This window comes from Oceanobacillus polygoni, from assembly GCF_008304605.1.
GTDB lineage: Bacteria > Bacillota > Bacilli > Bacillales > Amphibacillaceae > Oceanobacillus > Oceanobacillus polygoni.
In genome coordinates this window covers 103886-110831 of sequence record NZ_PIJY01000016.1, presented here as the reverse complement: position 1 = coordinate 110831, position 6946 = coordinate 103886, and the positions used below count along the sequence as shown (strand labels likewise).

Here is a 6946-nt window from a genome sequence, read left to right as displayed (position 1 = left end):
GGATTAAGTCCAGTCGATTACCGAACTCAATCCACCCAATCAGCTGCATAATAAAAACTCTAACTTATAGGGGTAAGCACCCAACCAGTCAAGTCTCTTTTTCTATTACACAAGCATAACCCTATCTTTTATAATGAATTCTTTTAAGTCAATCTAGCAATTTTATTTCCCTCGTTTGGATATTTCTTTCCCGTCATAGGTAAACACGGTTTCCCTTCCTTCAATAACTGTCTCCATATGAACCGTTCGTCCCCATAGCTGATAAATATATGGCATAACATGCTCTAAATAACGTATATCCAATTCAGTTCCCTCATACCCATGGACAAGATATAATTCACCATTACGCAAATAATCACCATTATCAACGACAATATATGGAAAGCCACCATTTACGCGAATCGATATGAGCTGATCTCTAACTTGTTCATAGTCCTTCTGTGTAATTCGATAATCTCTTCCCTTTTTCTCAAATAAATACATATCTTCTCGTTCAACAAGCTCTTTTGTTAAATAATTGCGGATAAATGAAATATCTGATTCAATCTCCCGAACCTCAAATATTTTCTCCCGTCCCGCATTTGACTTATAACCGTGGAGTAGCATTTCCTCTGTCGGGTTATTATAACGCTCTTCAATATCTTCGAAAATCTTTATTCCGAGATAATATGGATTAATGGAAGTACGTGATGGTTGAACAACTCCAGCGTTTAATTTGGAAAACTCAATCGTCTCATCGGTCGTTAAATCCATTTCCCGTAATATACGCTGATGCCAATACGATGCCCATCCTTCATTCATGATTTTCGTTTCTAGCTGTGGCCAGAAATAGAGCATTTCTTCTCGCATCATTGTCAAGATATCTCGCTGCCAGTCCTCCAGTTCACGACTATGTTCCTCAATAAATAATAATAAGTCTTTCTCAGGCTTCGGCGGTAGCTTTTTGATGCGTTTCCTCGTTTTCGGTTTTGCATCAATTCTATTCTCATCTAAACTCCACAAATCATCATATGGACTTTTTGTTGGCTGCTCTTCTTCCACTTGGTCATCGTCTACTACAGGTAGTTTGGAACGGATAATCGATGGATCGATATGTTCTTGAATCGAAAGGATCGCATCCAAGAAGCTTTCTACCTCATCTTTCCCATACAGCATCTCGTAATCAGCAATCCGCTCAGCTGTTGCTGTCATGCTCTCAACCATATCTCTCCTCGTATTTGAAAAGCGCACATTGTTTTTGAAAAAATCACAATGGGCAAGTACGTGAGCAATAATCAGCTTATTTTGTATTAAGCTGTTTGTATCGAGCAAAAAGGCATAGCATGGATCAGAATTAATTACAAGCTCATATATTTGACTTAGACCAAGATCATATTGTAGCTTCATTTTATGAAACTGTTTCCCAAAGCTCCAATGCGTAAATCGCGTTGGCATCCCATATGCGCCAAATGTATAAATAATATCTGCCGGGCAAATTTCATAACGCATCGGCTAAAAATCAAGCCCAAACCCAGATGCAATTTCTGTTATTTCCTCAATTGCATATGTCAGCTCTTTTGATTGTGTCAACTTCATCCCTCCACAAGTGCTTTATATAGTTTATGATATGACAGTAGAAAAATGTCCAACAAATACAGTCATGAAGATTGAAAACGTTCAATCGCTTTAGATTTATTAGGAAGATATTAAGTGAATACCTAAAACGTACTTCTATTTATATATTTAACAACCCTTTTCACTTATTCCCTATGATCCTAGCTACCCAAAAACAGAGAAAGACTCCCAATAGTAGCGTTTGAGATCTTTCTCTGTTCGTTTTAAATCCAAATAACCATAACTTAAAGCTTAAACCGTGGCTGCTCCTTTTTGAAAAAAGCTCTTCATCGCATGATATACATCGCCTTTTTCCTTTAACACATAATAGCGGAATTTCGGATCATCAATCTGTTTATAGGCATTCATTAAGGTTGAATAACGATTATATCCATTGACCTCTCCATAGCCAAACATATTGGAAACTTCCATAATCTCATTTACAAGCTTGATACACGTTGCATTGTCTGAGCTAATATTTTCCCCATCGGAAAAGTGAAATGGATAGATATTATAGCGGGATGGATTAAATTTATTCTCTATTAGCTCTAATGCTTTCTTATAGGCGGAGGAGCAGATTGTTCCACCGCTTTCACCTTTCGAAAAGAATGCTTCCTCAGACACTACTTTTGCTTCCGTATGATGTGCAATAAATGCAAATTCCACCGTCTCATACTTTGTGCGCAAGAAACGATTCATCCAGAAGAAAAAGCTCCGTGCCATGTATTTTTCAAAGTTCCCCATCGATGCACTCGTATCCATCATCGCAATAACAACGGCTTTGGATTCCCGATTAATCACTTCATTCCACGTCTTAAAACGCAAATCATCATTATAAATTGGCGTAATTTCAGCTTTGCCCTCTCTCGCATTTCGTTTTAATGCCGTTAAAATTGTTCGTTTTTTATCCACATTTCCCATTAACCCTTTTTTGCGGACATCATTAAATTCGATTTTCTCTGTTATTATTTCTGCTGCTTCCTTTTGTTTTAAGTTGGGAAGCTCTAAATCTGGAAAAAGAGCATTTTCAATTTCGGCAATCGAAACCTCTGTTTCATAGTAATCCGTACCTGGATTCTCTCCTGCCTTCTTCCCATTACCTGCTCCTTGTTGTCCGCCTGCATCTGCATTTGGATCACGAGCAATAACATCCCCTATTTCAGAGTCACCATTTCCTTGCCCAACATGCTTCGATTTTTCATAGTTATAGCGGATTTTATATTCATCTAACGATCGAATTGGGATTTTAATGACGTCTTTCCCATTGGACATAATAATATTTTCTTCACTAATCAGGTCTGGTAAATTATTTTTGATTGCATCTTTCACTTTATCAATATGACGCTGCTGATCCTGATAACCTTTTCGATGGAGAGACCAGTTTTCCTGGGAGACAACAAAGTTATGCTCATTTTCTTCAGTCATTTGTATCCTCTCCTATTTGATTTTTCAATCACTTATTATTAAAATATACTTTCTTTTATACTATGCAGAGGGAAACAAGTTATTTCCACTAATTCATGAAATCTAGTATAAAATCATGAATAATGGTGCATTATTCATCCTAAATATTTCTAATTCTGCTATTTACTTCACCTCTAAGTAGTAAAAAAACAGGACTAACATTTCGTCAGCCCTGTACGCATTTTCACTTCACACATTATCGATTTAACAAACTACCAACATAGCGTAATAAGTCGTTAGCAGACACAGAGTTATAGCCATGTTCATCGATGAGACGTGCAATGACTTCATTTACCTTTTTCAATTGGGACTCATCCGGTGTTTTGGATGATGTTGTAATTTTTACAACGTCTTTCAAATCTGCAAATAGCTTCTTTTGGATTGCTTCACGTAAACGCTCGTGAGAATTATAGTCAAATCGCTTCCCTTTTCTTGCATAAGCAGAAAGCCTAATGAGAATTTCCTCTCGAAATGCTTTTTTCGCGTTTTCAGAAATCCCAATTTGTTCCTCAATCGAACGCATCAGCTTTTCATCTGGACTCATCTCTTCTCCAGTAAGTGGGTCACGTAATTTATTTTTGTTACAATACGCTTCAACATTATCCAAATAGTTATCCATCAACGTTTTGGCTGATTCCTCATACGAATAAACAAACGCCTTCTGTACTTCCTTCTTCGCGATTTCATCATATTCTCTTCTCGCTACTGCAATGTAATTCATATATTTATCTAAATCATCCTTCGAGATGGATGGATGCTGATCAAGTCCATCTTTTAACGATCGCAGTACATCCAATGCATTAATCGAAGGCACTTCTTTTCGAATAATCGTTGATGATATCCGGTTAATCACGTAACGGGGATCAATACCTGCCATTCCTTCATCCTGAAATTCCTTCTTTAATTCTTCTGTATCGACCTGATTAAATCCTTCCACATTCTCTCCGTCATAAAGTCGCATCTTCTTCACAAGGTCAATTCCTTGTTTCTTTGATTCTTTTAATCTTGTTAAGATCGAAAATATGGCTGCAGCTCGAAGTGCATGTGGTGCCACATGGACATCAGCGATATCACTTTCATTTATCATTTTTTCGTAGATTCGCTCTTCCTGACTAACTCTTAAATTATATGGAATCGGCATTACAATAATTCGAGAATGCAAGGCTTCATTTTTCTTATTTGATATAAAAGAACGATATTCCGACTCGTTGGTATGCGCAACAATAAGCTCATCAGCGGATATTAAAGCAAACCTGCCAGCCTTGAAATTCCCCTCTTGCGTTAATGATAATAAATGCCAGAGGAATTTCTCATCACTTTTTAAGATCTCTTGGAACTCCATCATCCCTCGATTGGCCTTGTTTAATTCCCCATCAAAACGGTATGCCCGCGGATCTGATTCTGACCCGAATTCAGCAATCGTTGAAAAATCAATACTTCCTGTTAAATCAGCGATATCCTGTGACTTCGGATCGGATGGACTGAATGTCCCAATACCAACACGCTTATCCTCTGAGAAGAATATCCGTTCTACCTTTACCTCTTCAATACGCCCTCCATATTCCTGTTCTAATCGCATCGTATTTAATGGAGATAAGCTGCCTTCGATTCGAATACCATACTCCTTAAAAAAATCATCTCGCAAATGCTGTGGAATTAAATGAAGCGGGTCTTCGTGCATTGGACAGCCCTTAATCGCATAAACAGCACCTTCATCTGTTCGAGAATATTGTTCCAGGCCTCGTTTTAACATGCTAACAATTGTGGATTTCCCTCCACTTACAGGTCCCATCAATAATAATATTCGCTTTCTTACGTCTAACCTCTTTGCAGCTGGATGAAAATACTCTTCAACTAATCGCTCAATGGCTGTCTCTAATCCAAAAATTCCCTCACCAAAGAAGTGGAACATTTTCTTGTCATCTTTTTCTGTAACCCCAGAACTTTTAATCATATGATATACACGGGAATGCGCAGTTTGTGCAACTACTGGTTTCTCTTTTACAATTTCTAAATAATCCGCAAATGTACCTTCCCATTTTAAACGATTCTCTTCTTCCCTATAGTCTCTCACCTTATTTAATATATTCATCAACTACTCCCTCCATCTATGCAGCGATTTATACATCCTATGCACGGACACATCTTTTCATGCTTTGTGTTAAAAAAGGGGGAATTGTAAATTTTTCTTTAAAAACAAGTTAATCAATCAGAATCTAGGGTATGATATAATGCAAATAATCTTATAAAGGCTGGTGCACAAGAATGATAAGAAGTTACTATGCAATCATTGATATCGGCTCCAATACGATGCGTCTCGTTATCTATTCACAAGATAAATCAGGTCGACTACATGAGGTCGAGAACGTAAAATCTGTTGCTCGCCTTCGCAACTACCTTAATGAAGAAAACACGCTGGAGAATGCTGGAGTCAGCAAGTTGCTAACAACATTGCAAAGCTTCAAGAATGTTTTGGAAATCTATGAGCTTAGCAAATTTTCCTGTATCGCAACTGCAACGATTCGCCAGGCCAAAAATAAAGAAGCAATCCAGAAAAAAGTTCAGCAAGAGATCGGATGGGATATACAGATTCTATCCGAAAAAGAAGAAGCCTTTTATGGCTATTTATCCGTCGTAAATTCCACATCGATTACGGAAGGAGTTACGATTGATATTGGTGGAGGAAGTACAGAAGTTACATATTTTAAAGACCGCGTTCTCTTGGAATCACATAGTTTCCCTTTCGGTGCTTTAACACTGAAGGAGTTTTTTGAATCATCCAAAACAAAAGAAAAGGCGATGTTCAACCTCCGTCTGTTTCTTCATGAACAATTGCATACATTGGATTGGTTAAAAGATAAACAAGTTCCATTAATCGGGATTGGCGGAAGTGCCCGTAACATGGCACAAATCGATCAGAATATAAAGGAATATCCGCTAGCTGGTTTACACCAATACCAAATGAATGATAGTGATATCGCACATATTGTCTCTTTTCTTAGTTCTTTCGATCAGCTTCAACTGGAGAAGATAGAAGGTCTCTCAAAGGATCGCGCAGATACCATTTTACCTGCTACGTGCGTTTTCCTGAGTCTTTATGAAGTAATGGATGCAGAAAACTTCATTTTAAGTAGAAAAGGATTACGAGACGGCGTATTTTACGAATACTTATCAGCAAGCACAGAAACGAACTTATATCCAGATGTTCTCGAAGACAGTATTCTTGAACTCATTTACGAATACAACCTGAATATCACTCAAATTTATCACATACAGTCTTTAACAGGAAAACTTTTTCATGCATTGTATGAAAAAGGAATTGGCTCTTTAACGAAGTCAGACTGGACAATCCTTCAGCAAGCTGGCCATGTATTTAATCTCGGACAATATATTGATTCTGAGTCAAGCTCGCAGCACACCTTCTATTTGCTAGCTAATCGGACAATTGATGGTCTCATGCATATTGATCGGTTAAAGCTTGCACTCGTTGCATCATTTAAAAACAGTACCGTCTTTAAGCAATTTATCGACCCGTACAAATATTGGTTTTTAAGACAAGAGCGAAAAAAACTTCGCTTGCTTGGTGCCTTATTAAAATTCACCTATTGTCTTGATGCTACTAAAAGGCAAGTCGTCTCGGATTTTGATCTTACATTCAAAAAGGATCGTATCATCATGAGGATTTATTGTCATAAAGACTATAATCCAGAACAATATCAAACAGAAAAACAGAAAAAGCATCTAGAAAAAGCACTTGATAAACAGATTGATATCGAGTTTATACCTGCATTAACGGATCGCTAACCCTAGTACTTTTCCGCTCCTTTCATTAAGATTAAAATCCGAAAAGCGGTACATCTAGATACAAACATGTTTAATGAGGAGGGTG

Annotated in this window: 3 protein-coding genes and 1 pseudogene; 1 reads left to right on the top strand and 3 read right to left on the bottom strand. The window is 37.5% G+C overall.

The genetic code is table 11. The features are described 5' to 3' along the window. Positions 1–162 precede the first annotated feature (162 nt). The 3 genes and pseudogenes from F1560_RS05990 to F1560_RS05980 all read right to left on the bottom strand — a co-directional run bounded on the left by F1560_RS05990 (position 163) and on the right by F1560_RS05980 (position 5149). Positions 163–1575, bottom strand: a pseudogene (locus F1560_RS05990) (SpoVR family protein). Positions 1576–1845: 270 nt separating this feature from the next. After that, positions 1846–3018 carry a sporulation protein YhbH gene (gene yhbH / locus F1560_RS05985; protein WP_149473721.1) on the bottom strand — a complete coding sequence of 391 codons (1173 nt, stop codon included), beginning with the start codon at positions 3016–3018 and terminating at the stop codon, positions 1846–1848. Between the two features lie 235 nt (positions 3019–3253). Further along, positions 3254–5149, bottom strand: coding sequence for a PrkA family serine protein kinase (locus F1560_RS05980; protein WP_149473720.1), 1896 nt, complete (start codon positions 5147–5149; stop codon positions 3254–3256). Positions 5150–5322: 173 nt separating this feature from the next. On the opposite strand from F1560_RS05980, the gene F1560_RS05975 reads away from it, so the two are divergent. Next, positions 5323–6861: a Ppx/GppA family phosphatase gene (locus F1560_RS05975; protein WP_149473719.1), complete on the top strand. Its 1539-nt coding sequence runs from the start codon at positions 5323–5325 to the stop codon at positions 6859–6861. Positions 6862–6946: the final 85 nt, after the last annotated feature.

Coding starts and splice junctions, on each gene's coding strand:
- F1560_RS05975 (WP_149473719.1), top strand. CDS start 5,323: ATGATAAGAAGTTACTATGCAATCATTGATATCGGCTCCAATACGATG.
- yhbH (WP_149473721.1), bottom strand. CDS start 3,018: ATGACTGAAGAAAATGAGCATAACTTTGTTGTCTCCCAGGAAAACTGG.
- F1560_RS05980 (WP_149473720.1), bottom strand. CDS start 5,149: ATGAATATATTAAATAAGGTGAGAGACTATAGGGAAGAAGAGAATCGT.